Below are 22,141 nucleotides of genomic sequence, written 5' to 3'. Positions count from 1 at the left end.
GGTGGTGGGGGCTGACGCGGGCAGTGGCCCGGACGGGTCGTCCGGGCCACTGAGCGCGAGTCAGCTACCTGCGGCCACCTGATCCTGGGCGGTCTTCAGGGCCGCTTTCACATCGTCGGCCGTGACCGTTCCGCCGGTCGCGATCTTGGCGAACATCGAGTTCATCGCCTTGCCGACGGTGCTCTCGAACTGGTCCTCGGCCGGCACCAGCGGCAGCGGCTTGGACTTGGTGTTGTAGACGTCCTGGAACGTCGCCGCCTCGGCCGCGTCGGTGGTGAACACCGGCTTCGCGTCCTTCAGCACCGGCAGCGAGGAGAACGGCTTGCCCAGCGTGGTCTGCGTGGTCGCGTCCGTCATGTACTTGACGAACTTCAGCGCCGCGTCCTTGTGCTTGGTGTTCTTGAAGACCGACAGGTTGATACCGGCCACGTGGCTGGCCACCTGCTCGGCGCCGGCCGGGGCCGGGAACGGCACGACGCCGTACTCGCCGGCCTTCATGCCGTTGGCAACGATCGAGGAGTCGGCGTTGTTCTGGTTGATGACCATCGCGACCTTCTTGGTGGCGAAGTCGTTGACCGACTTGGTGCCGTTGTCGTACTGCGCGTTCGACGGGTTCGCGACCTTGTCCTTCTGCATCAGGTCGAGGTACCGCAGCACGCCCTGCACGTTGCCGTCACCGGTGAAGGTCGGCTTGCCGTCGGCGTCGAACCAGTCGGCCTTGTTCTGCGCGGCGTTGATGAACGCGAAGTGCACGTTCTCGGTGTAGCTGCCGGCCGCCAGCGCCATACCCCACTGCTTCTTGGCCGGGACGGTCAGCTTCCGCGCGTCGGTGACCATCTCTTCCCAGGTCTTCGGCGGCTGCAGGCCGGCCGCGGCGAACATCGCCTTGTTGTAGTACAGGCCGTAGGCCAGACCGTAGAGCGGGACCGAGGTCGGGTCGGTGCCTTCCTTGCCGCCGGTCGCCAGAGCCGTCGGCACGAACTTGTCCTTGCCGCCGATGGCGGTCATCGCGTCGCCGTCGAACGGCAGGAACGCGTCGGTCGCCTGCAGCGAGGCCGCCCAGGTGTTGCCGATGTTGACCACGTCCGGCGCCTGGCCGGAGGTGATCGCGGTCTGGATCCGCGTCTGCAGATCGTTCCAGCCGATCACCTCGAGGTTGACCTTGATGCCGGTGTCCTGGGTGAACTTCTGCAGGACCGGGGTCAGCACCTCCTTGTCGTTGTCCAGGCTGGTGCCCTGGTTGCTGGCCCAGTAGGTCAGCGTCTGGTCACCACCCGAACCGCCGCCGGAGGAATCGTTCTTGTCGCCACCACCACACGCGGCGAGGCTGATTCCCATGGCGGTCGCCGCCACCGCGGCTACAAACGAACGCAGTCTCACGTCGGACTCCCTCGTCCCGTCGAGCCTCCGCAGGACCTGCGGAAGCGGATCGGCCCCATACTGACCTAACCGGTTAAGTTTCGAAACCCTAACCGGTTCAGTTCAGGGGTCTTCGTTACGACCTCGTGACTGATCCAACCTCTCGCGTGACCGCGGCAAGCGCAATCCAACACCCTCCGAATTCAACCGAATTCACAGAGTCTTGAAACTGGTCAGGAACCTGCCGGACCGCTGGATTCCCGGGCCCGCAGCTCGCCGGCGGGCGCTTCTTGGTGAATTTCGTTGTCGCCGGTGACGATCCGGAGCAGCAGATCGGCCGCAGCCCGGCCGCGTTCCATCGTCTTCTGGTCGACCGCGGTGATGCCGGGGCGGGCGAGTTCGCACAGCGGCGAGTCGTCCCAGGCGAGGATCGAGACCTCGGCCGGTACCGCCGTACCGAGGTCCATCGCGACCCGCAGCGCCGCGACCGCCATCAGGTCGTTCCCGAGCACGATCGCGCTCGGCGGGTTCGGGTCGGTCAGCAACCGACGGGTGAGTTCGGCGCCGTCGTCGTACCGGTAGGTGCCTTCGATATGCCGTACGGCGACCCCGCGCGCCGCGGCCTGCTCCTGCAGGATCTGCACCCGCAGCCGCTCGTGGACGAACGTGAACGGCCCGCTGACATGCGCGACGTCGCGGTGCCCGAGCTCGACCAGATGGTCGAGCAGCAGCCCGACCGTCTCCTCGGGTGAGCTGATCAACCGCCCGACCGAGTCGTCCGGTGCGTTCGAACTCACCACCACGCACGGAACCCCGAGCTCCTTCAGCAGCGGGATCCTGGGGTCGTCGTCGTGCTCGTCGAACAGGATGAACCCGTCGACGCGCCCCTGCCGCGACCAGCGCCGCAGTACGTCGAGATCCTCGCCGTGCTCGCCCGTCAGGCGCAGCAGCAGCGACGAATCGACCTCGTTCAGGTACTGCTCGATGCCGACCAGCGTGCGCATGTAAAACGCCTCGGTCGAGATCAGCGCCGGGTCGCGGGCGATCACGATCCCGATCGTCCGGGTCCGGCTGGCCGACAGCGCGACCGCTGCCGAGTTCGGGTGGAAGCCCAGCTCCTCGGCCAGATCGAGGACCCGCTGCCGGGTCTCCTCGCTGACCCCGGCCCGCCCGTTCAGTGCGTACGAGACCGATGCCTTGGAGATGTGCAGCCGGCGGGCGAGATCGCTGATCGTGACCCGATGACTGCGCCGCGTGCCGCCCTGTGGGCCGTCGTCGCCGACCTCACCGCCGTCGGTCACAGATCCGCTCGTCGTCATTGCCTGGCTCCCCGCACAGACGGGAGGTTAGCAGCGGCATTTCGGGGCTGGCGGGCCTCCGGTGTTTTGGATAGCGTTTTCCCATGCTGCCGAACGAGCCGTTGCGCCTCGATTTCCTGCCGTGGGAGTACAAGCGAACGGCCTCCGACGCCGAACGCGAACGCCAGGCCGAACGGCAGGCGGGGCTCGGCGGGTCGGTCCAGCTCGCCGACGACGTGTACGTCGCGGAGTCGGCCGCGGTGTACTGCGACGAGCTGACGATGGGGGAGCGCTCGTACATCGCGGCGCACGCCTACGTCACCGGCCACATCACGCTCGGCTCCGACTCGACGATCAACCCGTTCTCCGCCGTCCGCGGCAAGGTGACGATCGGCGACGGCGTCCGGATCGGCGCGCACACGTCGCTGCTCGCCTTCAACCACGGCACGGCTCCCGGTCAGCCGATCTTCAAGCAACCTCACACCGCCCTCGGCATCACGATCGGCGACGACGTCTGGATCGGTTCCAACGTGACGATCCTCGACGGCGTCACCGTCGGCCCGCACACCATCATCGGCGCCGGCGCGGTCGTCACCAAGAACATCCCGGCCAACACCGTCGCCGCCGGCAACCCCGCCCGCGTCCTCCGCTCGCGAACAGGATCCTCCATGTCAGGTGACCTCCGCACGCAACTGACCGCCTTCGCCGCCAAGGCCCGTTCGCAGGTGGACGACGTACTGGCCCGCTGCTGGGACGGTGAGCGGTTCGTCGACCGTCCCGGTCTCGATCACGAGCCGGCGGTGCGTCCGTGGTGCGACGCGATCGAGATCGCCGACCTGCTGGTACGCCGTACCCCGCTCGGGCACAGCCGCGACGACCTGGTCCGCCGTCTCCGTCATCGGCAGGATCCGAAGACCGGACTGGTCGCACCAGGAGACCTGTCGGACGCCGGGCTGGACCTGCCGGACGACAGCAAACTCTCCGTCCTGGAAGGGCCTGCCGGCTATCACGTGCTGTGCGTCGGTTACGCACTCCAGGTCCTCGGCAGTAGCTTCGAGCACCCGATCGACACGGCTTTTGGCTTTGCCGATCTGGACAATCTGCCTTGGGCAAGGAGGTCTTGGTCGGCCGGGGCGGGTATCGACCATCTCGGCACCGCGATCGCCCGGAACCTCCACGACCACAAGGAATCCGGCCCGCTCGAAGCTCTGATGGGCTGGCTCGTGACGAGGGTCGACCCGACGACCGGTGCTTGGGGGCACCCACATCCGGACGACGGCTGGCTGCAGGTCGTGAACGGTTTCTACCGTTTGACCCGCGGCACCTACGCCCAGTTCGGCCTGCCGCTCCCGTATCCGGAACAGGCTGTCGGGACCATGCTTGCCCACAGCAACGACCGTCGGATGTTCACCGGCGACAACTACAACTCCTGCAACGTCCTCGACGTCATCCACCCGTTGTGGCTGGCCCGCAAGCAGACGTCGTACGGCGAGCAGGACGGCCGCCGCTGGGCCGAGGAACAACTGCGCGCGATCCTCCCGCGCTGGGTCGACGGCGCCGGCTTCGCGTTCGCCCCTGACGGCACCGACGACCGCGCAATCCCCGGCCTGCAAGGCACCGAGATGTGGCTGGCCATCATCTGGCTGCTGTCGGACTACCTCGGCCTGTCCGACGCCCTCGGCTACCGCCCCCGCGGCGTCCACCGCCCCGAACCCCTCATCAATCTGACTCGTGCACCTCGTTGACGCCCAGTGGGGTTGCGGAGCTGAATGCGGTGCAGCCGTCGCTGGTCTTCCAGGGGGCAGATCCGGCACTTGCGGGCGAGTGGTGAGGTTGGTCACCCCGGCGTGGCGGCGGTGTCCTGGTCGGGAACTACCCACTGGTGTGAACGAGCTGGACGGGGGTCCACTAGCCTGAGCAAGTGGACCCCCGGACCCGTCGACTCATCACCTCTGTCGTGCTGGCAGCGCTCGTCGCGATCGTCGTGATCGCAGCGATCATCCGGTGACGGTCGCGGAGCCCAGGACGATGTACGGCTGGTTGGACAGGTCGGCGGCCAGACCGGGGTAGAGCGCCTGCCCGCCGTCACGGTGCTGCACGCTGAAGAAGTACATCAGCGGGTACGTCGACGACGTGTACTCGCCGTCGATCGTGCCGGTCAGCGTCTGCTCGGCCAGCTCCATCGGGACCTGCTGCCAGGGCTTCGACTGGTCCACGTGCCGGTAGTGCAGCGTTGCGCCGATCACGTCCGGATCGACCACGGCCAGCGAGAGCGTGACCGATTTGCCCCGGTCGAAGCTTTCCGGCACCGCGTGCTCCACTCCAGCTGTGGCCGGCCGCGCCGGTGCTGCAGGCAGTTGGGTCGTCGACTGCTTGCCGGCTGCCTGCTGCAGCTCCTCGGTGAGGGCGGCCAGGTCGGTGTCCATGTCCGGGACCCGGTCCGCCCAGTGGCCGTGCTCGGACGACTCGCGCCCGAACCGCAGGTCTCGCTGGTAGACGCCGTCGACGATGACCGGGATCTCGGCGTACGCATCCCTCGCTGACTGGTAGATGCGGATCGCCGACTCCAGTGAGGTGACTCCTCCGGTTGTCCGATAAGTCGAGTAGTCGACCGCGGCGCGGAACTTGCCGGCGAAGAACGTGCCCAGCCTGACCAGGATCTCCAGATCGATCAGGACCCGGCGGACCTGCGGGTCCGACTCGTCCGCGGTCCGGCGCGCGCGGTCGAGCGCCTGCTGCCCGTCATCGACCAGCCGCTCGATCCACGCGGCCACCTCGAGCGGGGTGTACTTCGCCGACACCGAGCCGCTCGCCAGCGCAGCGACGTACTCGTCGACGGCGTAGAACGTCGTCGGGTCGAACGGGCTGACGCCGCCCCAGTTCGCCGGCGGGTCGGTGTCGCCGGCGTAGTGCGGTGACTCGACCTGCGACGAGATCGGGAGGTTGAGGTACACCTCGGGCCAGTAGCCGTTGTTCGATCCGCCGACGCCATGGACCACGGTCACCAGCGGGAGGATCCGGCTCAGCGGGCTCAGAGCGTCCTCCACATGTGCCGCCGCCTCGCCGTACGTCGCCCTCAGATGGCGGCGCCACGTCTCCGGCTCGGCATCGGGGTTGTAGAGGAGCCGGCCCCACAACAGATAGCCGTAGCGGTACTTGGTCCACTCCCGGTTGTCGGACAACCTGAGGTCTTCGCGGACGTACGGGTCGCGCTTGCCCGGCTCGCCGCTGCCCTTGCGTCCCTTGAAGAACAGGGGTTCGCACAGATCGACTCCGCGGGATCCGCCGAACGTCGACAGCCGCCCGTACCCCGCCGCGATCGCGGGATCGCCCCAGGCCAGCAGTTTCTGGGTTCCCGGCCAGACCCGGAACATCAGGTCGACGGTCCGGTCCTCGCGCAGGAAGTCGCCGTACCCGTAACGGGTGAACCGGCGGGAGAACTCGGTGATGCCCTTCATCTCGTGGCCGGCCGGGATCGGCTTGGCCGTCTCCTTGGCCCGGATGGAGGCCTGGTGGTACGGCAGCCCGACGTGCTCGGCCCAGTACTTCGCCGACAGCACCGGGGACAGGTTCGGCAGGTCGACGGCGTCGAGCAGGGCCTGGTCGACGCCCTTGGCGTGCATGTCGATCTCGAGCGGCCGGCCGACCGAGTTCGCGCCCTCGAACACCGCCCGCCAGAAGATCTCGTGCTTGTCGTCGGGGATGCCGCCCTCGTAGTGAACCCGGAACGTCACCCCGTCGATGTCGGGACATTCGGTGAGCAGCCTGGCGATACCGGCCTTGCAGTACTCCGCGTGGGTGTCCGGACCGATGCCGGTGATCGGATACCGGTGCACCGAGTCCCGGCCGTAGTCGTACGCGTGGTTCCACAGACCGAGCTGGAACTTCAGCCCGCGGCGTTTGCTCTCGGCGGCGATGAAGCGCAGCGTGTCCAGGTTGCGCTTCTGCTCGTCCGCGCCGACCCCTTCGGCGTGTACGTCGTACCCGTCCACGTCGAACAGGAACGGGTACACGAAGCACAGGTAGTTGTCGGTCGCGCCGTGCCGATCGGCGCCGTAGTTGTACTGCATGCCGAGCGCCAGGTGGAACCGGTTGAACCGGGAGGCGGCCAGCCAGGTCAGGTAGTCGGTCCAGAACTGCTTGTCGTGGAACCAGGGCGTGTCCTCGTCCACGCTGGAGAACGACCGCACCACACCCCGGACGGGTACGGCGGGTTGCTCGGCGAACGGCGTCGTACCGGCGAGATCCAGGCCCGCGGCGACGCGGTCCGCGAGCTCGAGTACTCCGCAGCGCAGTCCGATCTCGTCGTTGCTGACGACAACGATCTCGTCGCCGTCCCGGAGTACGGCGTACGACTCGGGAATGTCGGCGAGGTCCGCGGCGGGGACCTCATCGGGAGTGGCCAGCCGGACCGGTACGTCGGCCAGACCTTTCTCCGCCAGGGCTCGGACGAGCTGCTCCATCGCCCAGGTTGCGGTGCGGCCGGTGGTGACGGGGTTCTGCTCGTTCATAGGGCTCCAATCACTTGCCGTCGAGGGTCTTGGCGGCGTCGGCCATGAACTTCGGCACGCCTTGCTTGATCGAGATCTTGTTGAACGCGATGTCCTGGCTGACCTTCAGCAGCAGGTCGCCGACCGCGGTCGCGGCGGCCGGGGAGGCCTGCGGCGGGGCGGAGGAGTTCTTCAGCGCCAGGTCGGTGTAGGCCAGCACCTGCTTCTCGCTCGCCGTCAGGTCGCTGCCCTTCAACAGCACGTCCCGGCCGGCGGCCGATGCGGGCGGACCGCTGATCAGCCGCAGGGTCTTGGCGGCATCCGCGCCGTTCGCGAACCAGTTGATGAACCCGGCGGCATCGTCCTGTCGCTGGCTCTTGGCGTTCAGCGACAGGAAGCTGCTCGGCGCCGGGAAGGTCCCGCACTGGCCGTCCTTCGTGTGCCGTGGCGGCAGCGTGATGTCGATGGTGTGGTCGGTCAGGTCCTGGAAACCGCCCTTGAGGTTGGGCGTCTGGATGTGTGCGAGTGCGGCCTGCTTCTTGACCAGCGGCCCGGTCGGCCAGTCGCCGTACACGGACTGCGCCGCGATATCGGCCGGGATGGTGCCGCCGGTGGACCGGAGCGCGGCCCAGTACTCGAACCACTCGGTCAGCGAGGCATCGGTGAAGGCGAGCGAGCCGTCCTTGTACAGGTCTTCGCCCTTACCGCGCAGGAAGATCTGCAACGACGCCGTGTCCCCGCTGGGGTCTTCCGCGCCGTAGATCTTCTTGCCCGACTTCTGCCGGACCTGGTTGGCCAGGGCCGCGTAGTCGGACCAGGTCCACGTCTCCTGCGGGTGCTCCAGGCCGAGCTGGTCGAGCACGGTCACGTCGTACCCGATGCTGTAGGTGCTCATCGCGACCGGGATGCCGAACTGCTCGCCCTTCAACTGGCCCTGGACGAGCAGGTTGTGGTCGATCGGCTTGGTGTCGATGGTGTCCGGGATGTACTTCTGCAGCGACTGCAGCGCCCCGGCTGCGCCGTACTGGCCGATCCGCGGGCCGTCGATGTTGATCACGTCAGGGGCGTTGCCGCCGGCCATCTGGGTGGCGAGCTTGTCCCAGTACTCCGCGGTCGCGGTGCCCTCGAAGACCATCTTCACGTTCTGGTGACCGGCCGTGTACTTGTCCGCCAGCTTGCTGCGCAGCCCGAGCTTGGTCGGGTCGCCGTAGCTGCTGAACCGGACCGATCCCTTCGCCTCCTTGGCCGCGGGGTCGAGGTTGCAGGCCGACAGCAACGGTGTGAGTACGCCGGCCGCGAGTCCGGCCTGCAGGAAGCGCCGCCGGTTGAACTGTGTGGTCATGACTGGGTCCTTTCGGCTTAGCCCTTCAGGCCGGTCGTGGCGATGCCCTCGACGATCCGGCGCTGGGCGAGAAGGAAGACGATGAAGGTCGGCACCAGCGACAGCACCGACATGGCCAGCAGTTGCCCGTACGACGAGTCGCCGGTCGCGTCGACGAACCGCCGCAGCGCGACCGGCACGGTCTCGCTGCTCGGGTAGGACAGGTAGATCAGCTGGGAGAAGAAGTCGTTGTAGGTCCAGATGAAGGTGAAGATCATCGTGGTGATCAGCACCGGTCCGGTCAGCGGCAGGATGATCCGGCTGAAGATCCGGACCTTGCCGCAGCCGTCGATCATCGCGGCCTCGTCCAGCGTCCGCGGGATCGTGCGGATGAACTGGACCATCAAGAAGATGAAGAACGCGTCGGTGGCCAGGAACTTCGGCACCACCAGCGGGAGATAGGTGTTCACCCAGCCGAGGTGGAAGAACAGCACGTACTGCGGGATCAGCAGCGCGTGCGCCGGCAGCATGATCGAGCCGAGCATGATCGCGAAGAACACCTTCTTGCCGCGGAACTCCAGCCGGGCGAACGCGTACGCCGTCAGCGTGCAGGCGATCACGTTGCCGGCCACGGCGAGCACCGCGATCACCATCGAGTTGACGTAGAACCGGGTGAAGGTGGGATCGGTCGCGGTCCAGCCGGCGATGTAGTTGCGCGGGTCGAGCGAACTCGGGAACGGGTTGAGCTGCGAGAAGATGTCGGACTCGTTCTTGAAGGACCCGCCGACCATCCAGAGCAGCGGATAGACCATCACCAGGGTGCCGGCGATCAGCGCGAGATGGGTCAGCCACCTGCGGGTCCGGCGCCGGGCTGCGGGAGCGTGCTGGAGTGTCGTCATCAGCGGTCCTCGTAGTAGACCCAGCGGCGGGCGAGCCCGAAGTTGATCAGCGTGAAGATCGCGATGATCAGCAGCAGCACCCACGCCATCGCGGAGGCGTAGCCCATGTTCAGGTTCGTGAATCCCTGCTGGTACAGGTAAAGCGTGTAGAACAACGTGGAGTCCGACGGGCCGCCGCTGCCGCCGCTGACGACGTACGCGGGGGTGAAGGCCTGGAAGGCCTGGATGATCTGCAGCACCACGTTGAAGAAGATGATCGGGGTCAGCAGCGGCACGGTGACCGACCAGAACCGCCGCCAGGCGTTCGCGCCGTCGACCGACGCGGCGTCGTACAGCTCCTGCGGTATCTGTTTGAGCCCTGCCAGGAAGATCACCATCGGCGAGCCGAACTGCCAGATGTTCAGCAGCACCAGCGTGTAGAGAGCCGTGTCAGGGTTGGAGATCCAGCTCCGGCCGCCGACGCCGAAGAACGCGAGGAAGGCGTTGAGTACGCCGTCGTCGTCGAACAGTTGGCCCCAGATCACCGCGATCGCGACGCTGCCGCCGAGCAACGACGGGATGTAGTAGATCGAGCGGTACCACGCCATCCCGCGCATCGGCCGGTTCAGCATCACGGCGACCGCGAGTGCGAATCCCAGCTGCAGCGGGACGGTGAGGGCGACGTAGATGAACGTCACCTTCAACGACTGCAGGTAGCGCGGGTCGTCGGTGAACATCTTCACGTAGTTGCCGAAGCCGTTCCAGGCGGGCGACTGCAGCAGGTTGAACCTGGTGAACGACAGGTAGAGGGATCCGAGCAGGGGTGCGGCGGTCAGCAGCAGCAGTCCCGCGAACCAGGGGAGCAGGAACAGGTAGGCGACCCGGTCCGTGCGCCGGGCGGGTCTGGGGCGGGTGGCCGGGGGAGGGACCTCAGCTGTCGGTTCGCGGCCTGCCGGAGCAGAGATCTCGGTGCTCGTGCTCAAGGTGGCCTCCTCTCAGGAGTCCTTCTTCACCGATGTAGAAACGGGGCGGAAAATCGGCCGAAGCCTTCGCAGTCGGGATTGTGAGGGACTTCGGCCGGTCTGTGGGCAGCGTCGACGGGTACCACGTGGTGGAAGTGGTATTCCGCTACGCGAGAGATTAGGTCGCTGATTGGTGAAGCGCAATAGCTGAGTGGATTCGTATTCACACGTCTCAAACGCTCTGCGGTCCGGGTCGACGGCTGTGTTGGCTTCGGGGCGCGGGTAACGTCCCGCCAATGACGAACAGCACCGCCGCGCGGTCGTCGTACCTGATGCGTGCCGGATTGGTCCGCAACGTGCGGTCCGGGGAGCACCTGACCACGTTCGTGGTGTCGGGGGTGGCGACGGTCCTGGTGACCCGGCTGATCCTCAGCCTGAGCGGCTACCCGCAGATCGGCGGCAAGGGGCTGCACATCGCGCACGTGCTGCCCGGCGGCCTGCTGATGCTGGTCGCGATCTCACTGCTGCTCGGGTACGTCGGACCCGTGGTCCGGCCGGCCGCCGCGACGGTCGGCGGGATCGGGTTCGGGCTGTTCATCGACGAGGTCGGGAAGTTCGTCACCTCGGACAACAACTACTTCTACAAGCCGACCGCGGCGATCGTGTACGTCGTCTTCGTGCTGATCGTGCTCGGGTTCCGGTTCCTCAGCACACGCCGGCCGATCGACCCGCGCGAGGAGCTGGCCAACGTGATCGACCACGCTGTCGAGGGCGTCGCCGGCGGCCTGTCCCGACGTCGCCGGGCAGAGGCGTCAGAGCTCCTGCGCGCAGTTCCCCAGTCGGTGCAGGGGCGGCGCGAGACCAGGGACCTACTGGCCGCCTGTCCCGCTGATGAGGTCGAGCTCGCCGCTCCGGTCGATGCGGGCTGGCGGGCGCTGCAGCGTTGGTTCGAGCGGTTGGCCACCCACCCGAAGGCTCCGCGGGTGGCCGTCGCCGTACTGGCTCTGCAAGTGGTCGGTGCGCTGCTGATCGCGATCGTGGTCGGTGACGGGCTCGATCACCTTCCTGTGCTGGGGGTCACGGCCGGAAGCTTGCTGTCAGCAACCTTCACGGTGCGGGGTGCGCTGGCGCTGCGGAAGGGCAACCGGGTCCGGGCGGTGCGGCTGTTCGAGCTGGCGGTCCTGGTGTCGTTGCTGATGACACAGGTCTTCCAGTTCGCTGCCACGCAGTTCGCGGCGGCTTTCGGGATGCTGCTGGATCTGGTCATGCTCGGCCTGCTGCGGGCGGAGCGCGACCGGCTGCAGCGGGAGGTGGAGAGCGCGATGAAGGCTAAGACGCTGCGACTGCCACCCGATCCGGATCAGCCGCCGTTCCCGGAAGATCCTTCAGATCCTGTGTAGCCTTCCAGTTCTCGTGGCGGCCGATCAGTACCGGCGACATGGTGGCAATCAGGTAGATCGCGCCGCCCGCGAGCACTGCGGGCGCGAAGCCGACGGCTGCGATGGAGAGTCCGGCGACGACGCCACCGAGTGGTACGCCGGTCCAGCAGGCCGCGTTCGACAGCGAGTTGACGCGGCCGAGGAGATGGTGGGGGATCCGTTCGGCCCGGATCGCGCCGAGCACCGGGTTGATGAAGCCTGCGCCGATGCCGCCGACGGCGTACACCGCCATCAGCGCCCAGATCGGTGCGCCCGCCGCCAGTGCGATGAAGCGCGGCGCTCCGGCGATGAGGAAGGCGACGGTGAAGACCAGCTTGCGGGGGATCCGGTCGCCGATTGCCGCAGCCAGTAAGGCGAATGCGGTGGCGGTCACTCCGAACGCGGTGAGGATCAGGCTCGTGTGTCCGGGGCCGTAGCCGTGCGACTTGATCCAGACCGGTAGCAGGACCGTGCTGGTCGCGGCGTCCAGCAGATTGGTCACGGCGATCATCGTGACGAGGGGGAGCAGCAGCTTGTCGGTGCGTAGGAAGTGCCAGCCCTCCAGTAGTCGTTGGCCGTAGCCCTGCTCGTTGTCGTTGACGATCGGCTGCTTGGCGAGCTTGGGGATCCACTGGGCGATGAGTAGGGCGCAGACGCCGAAGGATGCGGCGTCGATCCAGAGTGCGTTGACCGCTCCGACCAGGGTGATGAGTCCGCCGGCCAGTGCGTACGCGAAGAAGCCGGCGAGGCGTTCCGTCGTACTCTCCAGTCCTGTGACTCGCTCCAGCGGGACCCTTGCTGCGCGGGCGATGTCGGGGATCAGCGTCTCTTTGGCGGAGTCGCCTGGTCCGCGGAAGGCGCCGGCGATCGCGACCAGTACCAGGAGCGTCGGGAAGTGCAGTAGGCCGAGCGTGTGGAGGAGCGGGACGAGGCCGACTATCGCAGTACTTGCTGTGTCTGCGACGACGCTGATCCGGCGGGCTCCGACCTTGTCGATCAGGGGGCCGCCGACGGCTTTCACGATGACCAGCGGGGTCATCTCGGCCATGGCGACCAGACCGGTCTTGACGGGGGAGCCGGTGGTGATCAGTACGAACCATGGGATCGCGATGGCGCTGACTCGGGTGCCGCAGATCGACACCACGTTCGCCACCAGGAACGCGATCAGCGGCGCGCGGTTTCCTCTGTCGTTCATTTGCCTCACCGCCTTCGCCCTACTGCCGCGTCTCGCGCGGGAAGGCCTGGATCTGGACCGTCACCTGCTCGGCGCCCTCCGGCAGCGGAGCGGTCAGGTCGGGTGTCTTGTACTTCTCCAGCACCGCCATGACCTCGTGCATCATCGCGTCGAGCTGGTCGGCTCGCAGGTGGAAGAAGTAGTCGGAGAGCACGCTGGCGTCACGCCAGTCCTCGGGCATCGTCTGCATCGCGTCGATGTAGCTGAACATGTTCTCGGCGTACGTCTGGCCGACGCCGTGCAGGAAGCCCAGCGCCAGCTCGGGCTCCTGCTCGAGCAGCTCGGCCTTGTTGAACTCGGTGCCTTGGTGGGCGGACTTCCACCAGCGGTCGCGGGCGTTGCCGCGGCTGTCGTCCTCGACGACCAGGCCGGCGTCGGCGAGCTGGCGGAGGTGGTAGCTGGTCGCGCCGGTGTTCACACCGAGCCGCCCGGCCAGGGTGGTTGCGGTCTGGGGGCCGTACACCCGGAGCAGGCCGACGATCCGGTTCCGCATCGGGTGGGCCAGGGCGCGGACCAGGTGGCGGTCCAGGCGGACTGTCCGCGGCGGCTCGGGGGTGCCGCTCTCGGGGGTGGCGTCATCGCTCATGGTGTTGAGCATAGGACTGCAAAGACTCTTTGCAAAGAGATTTTGCAAAGAAGCTGTGCGGTTGGTTGTCCACAGGTTGTAGATCGGGGCCTGCGGGTGGGGTGGATCGCGGCATCTTCTCTGTCGACCACGCATCCACCGTGAATGGAGAGAACCAGCAATGATGCGCGTGACGCTCGAGGACGCCGACTACTGCGACGTCCCCGCCGACCTGATGACGTTCGACGACGGGGCGGTGGTGTTCTGGCGCGAGGGCGAGGAAGTCGGCCGCCACCGCCAGGCCCGAATCCGCTCCCTGGAGCTGCTCAACGTCCGCTCGATGACCCGCAAGATCGAGCGCGCCCGCAAGAACCACCCGAAGGCGTTCAGCCAGTGGTCCCCCGAAGACGAACAGACCCTGATCGAGATGTTCCACAAGGGCGCCACCAAGGACGAGTTGGTCACCACCCTCGGCCGCCAGGAAGGCGGCATAGCCACCCGCCTCCGCTCCCTAGGCCTCCTCACCGACGACCAAAGACTCGAATAGCCCCGACACACGCCGCCTCAAAAAGGCCGCCGCGTCTGCTCGTCTCCCCACGCGTTCAGCTGCTCCGGGGGCGATCGCAGCGGCGACGGTCCTTGTGGCCGCCTCCGGCGGCGCGCGGACTGTGGTGATGAGCAACTGTCGTGGCGAGGGCTGGTGTGATCGTGAGGGAGCGGTCAAAGGCCGCCGCTTCGTGTGTGCTGTGTCTGTCGAGGGCAAGTGCTTTCGGGAGCGGCGACAGTTCTTGTGGCCGTCTTCGGCGGCGTGTGAACCGTGGCGTGCGCGAGGGTCCCGGCGAAGGCAACGTCGACCGGCGGGGGATGAACAGCGCGCGGTGTGGCGTGCCCGACGTACATCAGCACGTTGCACAGCGCGTCGTCGATTGATCCTGTTTGCCGGCCTGCTCGCGTAAAGCCCACGGGGGCGGGCTAGGAGAAGCATGGGTGAAGTACGGGATAGGGCCGGGCAGGGTGCTGTCTTGGAAGCGTGCGTGCCGATCAGTTCCAGCTCAACGCGTCAGGGGTCCATGACTTCGAGATTGACATGCCGGTCAGTGCGGGCTCGATGAACTCCCCGGTGAGTTCGGTTGCTGCGGCGATGGTGGCGTAGTTCGCCAGATAGGGGACAGGTCTGGCCATCGCGGCGTACGCGCGCCCCCAGGTCCGTGGGACTTCGAAGTGGGTGAGCGGGTGAAGGCGTCGGCGGCGTGACTCGACCTCGACGGCGTGGGCGAGTGCTGTCCCGTCGACGGTTTGGGTGACGGCGATGACGGCCAGGTCGACAAGGTCCTTCTCGCGGCTGGAAGGACGGTCGTCATGCAGTTCCATTGTGGCGCAGAGTTTGTCTGCGACCTGGTCGACGACCGGGTAGAGCCGGTAGGGGTGGCTAGCGAGCCGGGGCAGGTGCAGTCGACTCGCCGGCTCGACAGTCGTGACCGGGGCGGTCAGCCCGGCGCCGGTGGCGAGGTCGATGTTGACGCGGCCTTTGTGCTGCGCGCCGATATAGGTGTCGAAGGACACGCGGTACCCGTCGACATAGGGCTGCTGATCGCCGACGACCGATGGACGGTGCGCAACGTAGCTGAATCGGAAGTGGTCGCCGAGGTCGAGGTCTGCCAGTCGGCGGAGCTCGACCAGGGCCTGATCGAGGGTGAAGCCGTTGCGATACAGGTCGATGTCCAGCGTCGAGCGGGTGGACGGGATTCGAGCGAGCAGACCGGTGCCTCCCTTGAGGACCCATTCGGAGTCGACGCCGTCGCTGAACACACGGCTGAGGAAGCGGCGGAAGTATTCGAAACGGATTCGCTCCGCGACTGTCAGGGAGGGGTCGTCCTTCGTGGCGGCCGTGGCGGCTGCCTTGATAGCCGATTCGACACCGGCCGCGGAGGGGTAGGGGGAGCTATCAGTCACGAGAGCCGCCTCGGGCGAGCGCTTCGAGTGCGAGAAGGTCAGGCCCGATCGCGGCTACAGAGGCGAGACTCGGCTTCGTCTTGCTGGTCAGGCGTTCAATCGCTCGGCTGAGTTCACGCAGGGCGCCCGACATTTCCACCAGGCGATCGAGTAGAGCGTTGCCGTCATCGGCCCGGAATCCGTTGCGAGCCGCAAAAGGCGCGAGCAGCAGCTCGAGTCGGGCGAGGTCGAGACTTCCACTGCGCAGGGCATCTCCGAGGGCAGCGGCGACGAGACCGAGGTCGGTGCGCGTTTCCACCAGGTCTGCCAGTGTTCGCTCCTTGGTCGTGACCGGAAGTCCGTGCGCAAGAGTGATGTCCTGGCGAGGTAGCGTCCGGATCCGGTAGCGGATGTCAGGACGCTGAGACTGCCGCCGTCTCGACGTCGAGAACTCATGCCTGTCGGCAGGCAGGTCGCCAATGTGATGAAGGTGAGCAGCGGAGGCGCCCATGACCACGACGCCGGCGAGCGGATCTGTCAGGCGTGCCTCGGCAATGTCTTCGGGCTGGGTGCTCAGCCATGCGGCACGAAGGGCCTCGAACTCGTCGGCGGGCGCGCCCATGTCCCGGTAGACCCCGTGTACCAGCCGCTCGAGGTGGCCGACCTCGGTCAGGCGTGAGAGGGACAGGCGACTTACGCCGAGTGAGGCCGCTTGAGCTGTCGTGACCATGCCCCACTGGGTGGCTGTCACGTCAGCGAGCACCTTCAGTGCCTCAGTGCCAGTCATGCTTGAAATGTATCATTCATGCTGAAACATTCCAAGCCTGAGCTCCTGAGTCAGTCGGCACCTTTAGCTGGTCGGGACCGCCTGTTGCCCTGTGTTCAGAGGTGGCGACGGTGGGTTTTCGAGACCCTTTTGAGATCGGGGGTGGGGGTCGGAGACAATGGCGCGATGCAACCAGTGGTGCGGTCGGGCGAGCCGGCGCTGTCGGCGGAGGCCGGGGCGCTGGGGGTGGTTCGTGCTGCCTTGCTGGAGCAGAGTGGGCTGGTGCGGGCGGTGGCGTCCGGGCGGCGGCGTAGGTTCGACCCGCCGGCGTACCAGCGGGTCGAGGTGCGGTACGTCGATCTGAAGGGGCAGCGGCACCTGCAGATCACCGAGTTCGACGAGCGCCAGGCCCACACGCGGAACGTCGCGGGAGCCCAGCCGGACTTCGCGGGAGCCGGGGCGGGTGTCGCGGGTGGGGAGATCGAGAAGGCTGTCGACGAGCTTCTCGGGCTGGCGTACGGGTCGTGGCACGTGGAGACGACGAGCGAGACCCTGCGGCTGCGGTACACCAAGAAGGGCAAGGAGTTGCTGCACCGGCAGGAGGACAGCCGGGAGCAGGAGACCGGGCACGACCGGGTGAAGCAGCGGGTGCTCGATCCGGCCGCGCCGTTCCTGATCGAGCTCGGTATCAGCGACCACCTGGGCCGGGTCAAGCCGTCGCGGCAGGCGAAGTACAAGCAGATCGAGGAGTTCTGCAAGCTGCTCGCGCCGGCGCTCGACGAGGCGATCGCGGCCGGGCGGATCGCGACCGACCGGCCGTTGCAGGTGGTCGACCTCGGCTGCGGCAACGCGTACCTCACGCTGGCGGCGTACCACCTGCTGTCCGCGGCCGGGCACGACGTCCGGATGACCGGTATCGACCACAACCCGGCGGCCCGGAAGCGGAACGCGCGCGTGGTCGAGGCCCTCGGCTGGCAGGACCACCTGAGGTTCGTCGACGCGACGATCCAGGCGGCGGAACTCGACGTACGGCCGGACGTCGTACTGGCGCTGCACGCCTGTGACACCGCGACCGACGACGCGCTCGCGCGGGCGGTCGGCTGGGAGGCTCCGCTGGTGCTCGCGGCCCCATGTTGTCATCACGACATCCAAAAGCAGCTCAAGAGCGTCACACCACCGGCGCCTTATGCGTTGATGACGCGATATGGCATCGTTCGTGAGCGGTTTGCCGACGTCCTGACGGATTCGTTGCGGGCGGCGGTGCTCCGACAGGTCGGTTACCGGGTGGAGGTCGTGCAGTTCGTGGACAGTCAGCACACGCCGCGCAATCTACTGCTCCGCGCTGCGCGGACCGGCACGAAGCCGACCGCCGAGCTCCAGGCGGAGTACGACGCGCTGGTCACCGAATGGCAGGTCAACCCGCGCCTGGCGCAGCTGCTGCTACTTGAGCCCCCGCCGGCCGGGGTGGGCCTGTGACGCGACTTCGGACCGCGTTCGCGCTGGTCGGGGCGACGCTCTTCACGCTCGCGGGTGTGGCGCTTCCCACATCGGCCTCGGCGACGGCGAACGCGGGCCCGACCCCGGCCGCTCCGAAGAAGCTGTTCACGATCCGCGACGACCGGATCAAGGAGTCGTCCGGTCTCGCGAAGAGCGTCAAGCACCCCGGCACGTACTACACCGTGAACGACTCCGGCGACACCGGCCGGGTCTTCGCGATCGACGGGACGACCGGCAAGGTCGAAGCGGTACTGCGCTTCGGCGCGAAGGTGACCGACGTCGAGGCGCTCGGCGTGGACCGGGACGGCACGATCTACATCGCGGACATCGGCGACAACAAGGCCGACCGGGAGCAGATCGAGATCTACACGATCCCGGAGCCGGAGACGCTGGAGGACGCCGACGTCAAGTACCACCAGTTCGACTTCAAGTACCCGGACGGCGCGCACGACGCCGAGACGCTGCTGATCGAGCCGGGCACCAGCCAGCTGTACATCGTGACGAAGGAGCTCCAGGGCACCGGCGCGATCTACGCCGCCCCGCCGGCCCCGAGCCGCCAAGGCACCAACGATCTCTCGAAGCTGGCTCCCGCACCCTCCGGCATCATCACCGACGGCACGTTCATGCCCGACGGTCAGCGCGTGGTCCTCCGGACGTACACCGACGTTGTGACGGTCGCCTGGGGCGATACCCCCACGGCGATCGCCCGCGGCGCCGCAGTCCTGGGCCAAGGCGAGACCGTGGCGGTGGGATCGACCGACAACACCGTTCTCGTCGGCAGCGAAGGCGCCAACTCGGCCGTCTATCAGCTGGCGCCCCCGGCAAAGGCAGCCGCATCCACGCCGCCGTCCGCCAGTGCCACGCCCAAACCGGCCACGGCGTCCGACTCCAGCAACTCCGGCTCCGGCAAGAACCACAACCTCCGCTGGATCATCATCGGCGCCAGCCTGTTCGCGCTGATCATCACCGTCGTCACGTTCCCGCCTGGCCGCCGCGAACGCCTGGACCGCCAGGCCGAGAACGACCGCCTGACCGGCCAGGGCCCGCCGACCGGCCACCGCCGCGCCTGATCAACAGCTGGATCCGGAAGCTGGATCCGGAAGCTGAATCCGGAAGCTGAATCCGGAAGCCGTACGTCCGGAACCGGGCCTAGCATCGGCTCCATGGAGCACGAGTTCAGCGGCGAGGTCATCGAGTGGCGCGGCCCAGCGCCGTACTACTTCGTCCCCGTCCCGGACGAGGACGTCGCTGCCCTGAAGGAGGCCGCATCAGCCGCCGGCCACAACAGCTGGGGCATGCTCCCGATCCGCGCTCGCCTCGGCAGCACGGAGTGGAAGACCTCGCTGTGGTCGAAGGACGGCGGATACCTACTGCCGCTGAAGGACGGAGTGCGAAAGCCTCGAGGACTGGATGCAGGCGACACGGTGGACCTCTGGCTCACCTTCGAGGCGCCGGCTCGCAAGCAGACACAGCCGAAGGCGGCTCCGGCCAAGCGGGTTCCTGTTCCGCGTACGGCGGGGTCGCGGGAGCCCGTCACCGATGAGCAGCTCTCGATCGTTCCGGCGAACGAGGCGTCGTGGGAGGACCTGCAGGCGATCTTCGGCTCCGGCGATCCCGGCAGGTGCTGGTGCCAGCGGTTCCGGATGCTGCCCAAGGAGTCGTGGGGGTCCGAAGGTCCTGAGGAGCTCGCCGCCCGTCTCCGAGATCAGACGGCCTGCGGCCAGGCGGCGGGCGGGGTGCGCGGGCGTACCGACGCCGGCGGAAGCCCGCAAGCTCCGGAGACGAGCGGCCTGGTCGCGTACCTCGACGGAGAACCGGTCGGCTGGTGCGCTGTCGCGCCTCGGGCGGACCACCCGAGGCTGCTGCGCGACTTCCGCGTCCCTTGGCTGGGCCGCAACGAGGACAGGACCGATCCGACCGTGTGGGCCGTGACCTGCTTCGTCACCCGCGCCGGCTTCCGGCGCCGAGGCATCGGCCGCGCTCTGGCCCGCGCCACAGTCCCGTTCGCCCGCGAAGCCGGAGCCCACGCGATCGAGGGCTACCCGGACCTGGTGGACGGCGGCTCCGTCGGCACCCTTGCCATGTTCACCGACGCGGGCTTCGCCGTGGTCAATCGCCCCGGCAACCGCCGAGCGGTCCTCCGCATCAACTTGTGAGCCAACGAAAACAGCCGCCGCACCCCGAGCAAGGGCGCGGCGGCTGCAGGCGGTACTACTTGAGGTTCTCGACCACGTAGTCGATGGCCTGGGTCAGCTTCTCGACGTCGTCGGGGTCAACCGCCGGGAACATCGCGACGCGGAGCTGGTTGCGACCGAGCTTCCGGTACGGCTCGGTGTCGACGATGCCGTTGGCGCGGAGCACCTTCGCGACCGCGGCGGCGTCGATCGAGTCGTCGAGGTCGATGGTGCCGACGACGAGCGAGCGGGCGTCGGGGTCGGCGACGTACGGCGTGGCGTACTCCGACTTCTCGGCCCACGTGTACAGCCGGTTGCTGGAGTCCGTCGTCCGCGCGACACTCCACTCGAGACCGCCCTGGTTGTTGATCCAGTCGGTCTGCTCGGCCATCAGGAACAGCGTGGCCAGCGACGGCGTGTTGTACGTCTGGTTCTTGCTCGAGTTGTCGACCGCGGTCGCCAGGTCGAGGAACGCCGGGATCCAGCGGCCGGAGGCGGCGATCTCCTCGACCCGGGCGAGTGCCGCCGGGCTCATCAGCGCGATCCAGAGGCCGCCGTCGGACGCGAAGCCCTTCTGCGGCGCGAAGTAGTACACGTCGGCCTCGTTCACGTCGACGGGCAGACCGGCCGCACCCGACGTCGCGTCGATCGCGACCAGCGCACCCTCGTCGGCGCCTTCGACGCGCTTGACCGGCGCCATCACACCGGTGGAGGTCTCGTTGTGCGGCCACGCGTACAGGTCGACGCCGGCCTCGGCCACCGCGACCGGGCGAGTGCCGGGGTCGGACTTCACGATCGTCGGGTCGCCGAGGTGCGGGGCGAGCTGCGCCGCCTTCGCGAACTTCGACGAGAACTCACCGAAGCTCAGGTGCTGGCTCTTCTCGCGGATCAGCCCGAACGTCGCGATGTCCCAGAACGCGGTCGAACCGCCGTTGCCGAGCACGACCTGGTAGCCCTCGGGCAGGTTGAACAGGTCGGCCACGCCCTGCTGTACGCGGGCCACCAGGTTCTTCACCGGGGCCTGGCGGTGGGAGGTGCCGAGCAGCTTCGCGCCCTCGGTCGCCAGCGCGGCGATCGCTTCCGGGCGGACCTTCGACGGGCCCGAACCGAAGCGGCCGTCAGCAGGCTTGAGCTCAGCAGGAATCTGAATGTCGCTGGTCACCAGCGTGTTCCCTTCGTCGTCTGCATCTCAGAAAGCCGACGACGCTGTCAGCGCACACCATCCTCGCACACCCGTCCCACCCCACCGCTCCGGGGCTCACCGCGCGGACTACTCGTGCTTGCGCGTGATCGTCTGCGTACCAGTCAGAACCGCGACCGGACCGTCCGGCGTCTCCGTCCACTCGCCGCAGGCGCCGCCGCCCTCGGCCACCTCGAGCGTGAGCTCGGTCCCGTCCATCCGGATCGCCGGGTGGTAGTACTGCGCCACCCGCTCCGCCTCGCCCTCGATGTAGTGGCCGATCAGCGCCCGCCGGAACCGGTCCGTGGTGACGTTCGGGTTACTTCCGTGCACCAGCGCCCCGTGGAAGAACAGCACGTCACCCGGCTCCATCTCCACCGGTACGGCGGACCCGGTCGACGGCAGCGGCACCGTGACGTCGGTGAAGCTGACCGTGGTGTCGGCCTTCTCTGTGCAGAGGATCGGCCATCGGTGCGAGCCGGGCACGACCTCGAGGCACCCGTTCGCCTCGTCGACCCGGTCGAGCGCCATCCACGCCGCGACGCACGTACCCGGATCGGCCTTCAGGTAGAAGTTGTCCTGGTGCAGCGCCTGCCCGCGGGAGCCCGGAGGCTTGAAGTAGACCATCGTCTGGACGGCGTACGGCGACCTGCCGAGGAGAGTCGTCATGACCTCGTCGATGCGCGGGTCGATCATCCACTGCAGCGACGTCTCGTCCCACCGGTGCATCTGCGCCATCCGCGGGTACCGCTTCAGCGGATCCCGGTCGGTGGAGTCGTGTCCGGCGAAGTCATGAGACCGCGGCCCGCGCTGGCGGACCTCCATGTAGTGGTCTCGCAACCGGTCGACCTCGTCGGCGCTGAACAGACCACGCACCAGCGTGTAGCCGGTCTGCTCGAACTCTTCCCGAAGTACGGCGTCGATGTTGGATGAAACGCTCATGCACGGCTCCCGCGACTGTGCTCTACGCTGCCTGATAGATCCAATTCTCCTGCCCGGTACCGGGACCGGGCCATGGAGGAATTGCGCGAGGAGTTGAACTTTTGTTGCGCCGACTCGAACTCGAA

General features: G+C 67.5%; 18 protein-coding genes. 6 read left to right on the top strand and 12 right to left on the bottom strand.

Features of this window, described 5'->3' with window-relative positions:
• Positions 1-60 precede the first annotated feature (60 nt).
• Both OHA10_RS04575 and OHA10_RS04570 read right to left on the bottom strand, forming a co-directional pair.
• The gene (locus OHA10_RS04575) at positions 61-1,380 is read right to left on the bottom strand and encodes an ABC transporter substrate-binding protein (RefSeq protein ID WP_371404929.1); all 1,320 of its coding nucleotides are present in this window, start codon (positions 1,378-1,380) and stop codon (positions 61-63) included.
• A 212-nt stretch (positions 1,381-1,592) separates the two neighbouring features.
• Entirely contained in the window at positions 1,593-2,678 is a 1,086-nt protein-coding gene (locus OHA10_RS04570; protein ID WP_371404928.1) for a LacI family DNA-binding transcriptional regulator, read from the bottom strand.
• An 83-nt stretch (positions 2,679-2,761) separates the two neighbouring features.
• On the opposite strand from OHA10_RS04570, the gene OHA10_RS04565 reads away from it, so the two are divergent.
• Positions 2,762-4,402 carry an acyltransferase gene (locus tag OHA10_RS04565; protein WP_371404927.1) on the top strand — a complete coding sequence of 547 codons (1,641 nt, stop codon included), beginning with the start codon at positions 2,762-2,764 and terminating at the stop codon, positions 4,400-4,402.
• 252 nt (positions 4,403-4,654) lie between these two features.
• Here the strand turns inward: OHA10_RS04565 and OHA10_RS04560 are convergent, their stop codons facing one another.
• From OHA10_RS04560 to OHA10_RS04545, 4 genes are read right to left on the bottom strand one after another with little or no spacing between them, the layout of a single operon-like run.
• Positions 4,655-7,168: a hypothetical protein gene (locus tag OHA10_RS04560; RefSeq protein WP_371404926.1), complete on the bottom strand. Its 2,514-nt coding sequence runs from the start codon at positions 7,166-7,168 to the stop codon at positions 4,655-4,657.
• 10 nt (positions 7,169-7,178) lie between these two features.
• The gene (locus tag OHA10_RS04555) at positions 7,179-8,489 is read right to left on the bottom strand and encodes an ABC transporter substrate-binding protein (protein ID WP_371404925.1); all 1,311 of its coding nucleotides are present in this window, start codon (positions 8,487-8,489) and stop codon (positions 7,179-7,181) included.
• A gap of 17 nt (positions 8,490-8,506) precedes the next feature.
• Positions 8,507-9,367 (bottom strand): carbohydrate ABC transporter permease, encoded by an 861-nt coding sequence (locus OHA10_RS04550; protein WP_371404924.1) that lies wholly within the window; start codon positions 9,365-9,367, stop codon positions 8,507-8,509.
• On the bottom strand, positions 9,367-10,329 hold the full coding sequence (locus OHA10_RS04545; RefSeq protein WP_371404923.1) for a carbohydrate ABC transporter permease: 963 nt from the start codon (positions 10,327-10,329) through the stop codon (positions 9,367-9,369). The genes OHA10_RS04550 and OHA10_RS04545 overlap by 1 nt, the downstream gene beginning before the upstream one ends.
• A 275-nt stretch (positions 10,330-10,604) precedes the next feature.
• On the opposite strand from OHA10_RS04545, the gene OHA10_RS04540 reads away from it, so the two are divergent.
• A complete protein-coding gene (locus OHA10_RS04540) occupies positions 10,605-11,708 on the top strand; it encodes a hypothetical protein (RefSeq protein WP_371404922.1) in 1,104 nt (367 codons plus the stop codon).
• Here the strand turns inward: OHA10_RS04540 and OHA10_RS04535 are convergent.
• The gene (locus tag OHA10_RS04535) at positions 11,638-12,921 is read right to left on the bottom strand and encodes an MFS transporter (protein ID WP_371404921.1); all 1,284 of its coding nucleotides are present in this window, start codon (positions 12,919-12,921) and stop codon (positions 11,638-11,640) included. The genes OHA10_RS04540 and OHA10_RS04535 overlap by 71 nt on opposite strands.
• Before the next feature lie 19 nt (positions 12,922-12,940).
• The gene (locus OHA10_RS04530; RefSeq protein WP_371404920.1) at positions 12,941-13,546 is read right to left on the bottom strand and encodes a helix-turn-helix domain-containing protein; all 606 of its coding nucleotides are present in this window, start codon (positions 13,544-13,546) and stop codon (positions 12,941-12,943) included.
• 160 nt (positions 13,547-13,706) lie between these two features.
• Between OHA10_RS04530 and OHA10_RS04525 the strand changes: the two genes are divergently transcribed.
• On the top strand, positions 13,707-14,072 hold the full coding sequence (locus OHA10_RS04525) for a hypothetical protein (protein WP_371404919.1): 366 nt from the start codon (positions 13,707-13,709) through the stop codon (positions 14,070-14,072).
• A gap of 494 nt (positions 14,073-14,566) precedes the next feature.
• Here OHA10_RS04525 and OHA10_RS04520 read toward each other — a convergent pair whose 3' ends face one another.
• Together OHA10_RS04520 and OHA10_RS04515 are read right to left on the bottom strand one after the other, a co-directional pair.
• A complete protein-coding gene (locus tag OHA10_RS04520) occupies positions 14,567-15,478 on the bottom strand; it encodes a nucleotidyl transferase AbiEii/AbiGii toxin family protein (RefSeq protein WP_371404918.1) in 912 nt (303 codons plus the stop codon).
• Positions 15,471-16,244 (bottom strand): type IV toxin-antitoxin system AbiEi family antitoxin domain-containing protein, encoded by a 774-nt coding sequence (locus OHA10_RS04515; protein ID WP_371404917.1) that lies wholly within the window; start codon positions 16,242-16,244, stop codon positions 15,471-15,473. Before OHA10_RS04515 ends, OHA10_RS04520 begins: the two co-directional genes overlap by 8 nt.
• Positions 16,245-16,409: 165 nt before the next feature.
• Here OHA10_RS04515 and OHA10_RS04510 point away from each other — a divergent pair, with 165 nt between their 5' ends.
• The 3 genes from OHA10_RS04510 (at position 16,410) to OHA10_RS04500 (ending at position 19,876) form a co-directional block, all read left to right on the top strand.
• Positions 16,410-17,699 carry an SAM-dependent methyltransferase gene (locus OHA10_RS04510; protein WP_371404916.1) on the top strand — a complete coding sequence of 430 codons (1,290 nt, stop codon included), beginning with the start codon at positions 16,410-16,412 and terminating at the stop codon, positions 17,697-17,699.
• A complete protein-coding gene (locus OHA10_RS04505) occupies positions 17,696-18,790 on the top strand; it encodes a hypothetical protein (RefSeq protein WP_371404915.1) in 1,095 nt (364 codons plus the stop codon). The genes OHA10_RS04510 and OHA10_RS04505 overlap by 4 nt, the downstream gene beginning before the upstream one ends.
• Positions 18,791-18,883: 93 nt before the next feature.
• Complete coding sequence (locus OHA10_RS04500) at positions 18,884-19,876, top strand: GNAT family N-acetyltransferase (RefSeq protein ID WP_371404914.1); 993 nt, start codon at positions 18,884-18,886, stop codon at positions 19,874-19,876.
• Between the two features lie 55 nt (positions 19,877-19,931).
• On the opposite strand, the gene serC is transcribed toward OHA10_RS04500, so the two are convergent.
• A complete protein-coding gene (gene serC, locus OHA10_RS04495; protein ID WP_371404913.1) occupies positions 19,932-21,056 on the bottom strand; it encodes a phosphoserine transaminase in 1,125 nt (374 codons plus the stop codon).
• A 108-nt stretch (positions 21,057-21,164) separates the two neighbouring features.
• Positions 21,165-22,016: a phytanoyl-CoA dioxygenase family protein gene (locus OHA10_RS04490; RefSeq protein WP_371404911.1), complete on the bottom strand. Its 852-nt coding sequence runs from the start codon at positions 22,014-22,016 to the stop codon at positions 21,165-21,167.
• Positions 22,017-22,141: the final 125 nt, after the last annotated feature.

This window comes from Kribbella sp. NBC_00662, from assembly GCF_041430295.1.
Lineage (GTDB): Bacteria > Actinomycetota > Actinomycetes > Propionibacteriales > Kribbellaceae > Kribbella.
The sequence above is the reverse complement of the archived record's forward strand: the minus strand, read 5'-3'. Positions and strand labels throughout refer to the sequence as shown.